Raw genomic sequence first — 400 nt, 5'->3', positions numbered from 1 at the left:
GCCGTTGGCCGGCCCATGAGGTGCCTGACATCGCGGTGGCCGGCCAACGGCCGGCGCTACCGGAACTGCGCCGATCAACTACCTGAGAGCATCCGGCGGATCTTGCGGCCGATGCGGGTGAGGAAGCCGGCACCGGCGTCGTCGGTCTTGGCCGCACGCATCGGCTTGGCGGCCACCTGCACCGGCGTGACCGTCTGCGCAGCACCCTCGGCACCTTCGACCGGGCGACCGTGGCGACGACGGCGGCGCTTGCGCGGCTTGCGCTCGCCATCGAAGGCACCTTCAGGAGCCCCTTCGGCGCGCGGCGGACGCGGCGGACGCGGAGCCTGCGCGGCGTCGACCGGCGCAGCACCGTCCGCGGCCACGGCGGGCTTGTCGCCTTCCGGACGCGGCTTGCGCG

1 protein-coding gene is annotated in these 400 nt (G+C 74.5%); it reads right to left on the bottom strand.

Annotated features, from left to right (window positions below):
• Positions 1-74: 74 nt before the first annotated feature.
• A partial coding sequence (gene rhlB, locus QMX83_RS21620; protein ID WP_282298675.1) for an ATP-dependent RNA helicase RhlB occupies positions 75-400 on the bottom strand: 326 nt, incomplete at its 5' end.

The organism is Stenotrophomonas sp. PS02289 (genome assembly GCF_029960115.1).
Taxonomy (GTDB): Bacteria; Pseudomonadota; Gammaproteobacteria; order Xanthomonadales; family Xanthomonadaceae; genus Stenotrophomonas.
The sequence above is the reverse complement of the archived record's forward strand: the minus strand, read 5'-3'. Positions and strand labels throughout refer to the sequence as shown.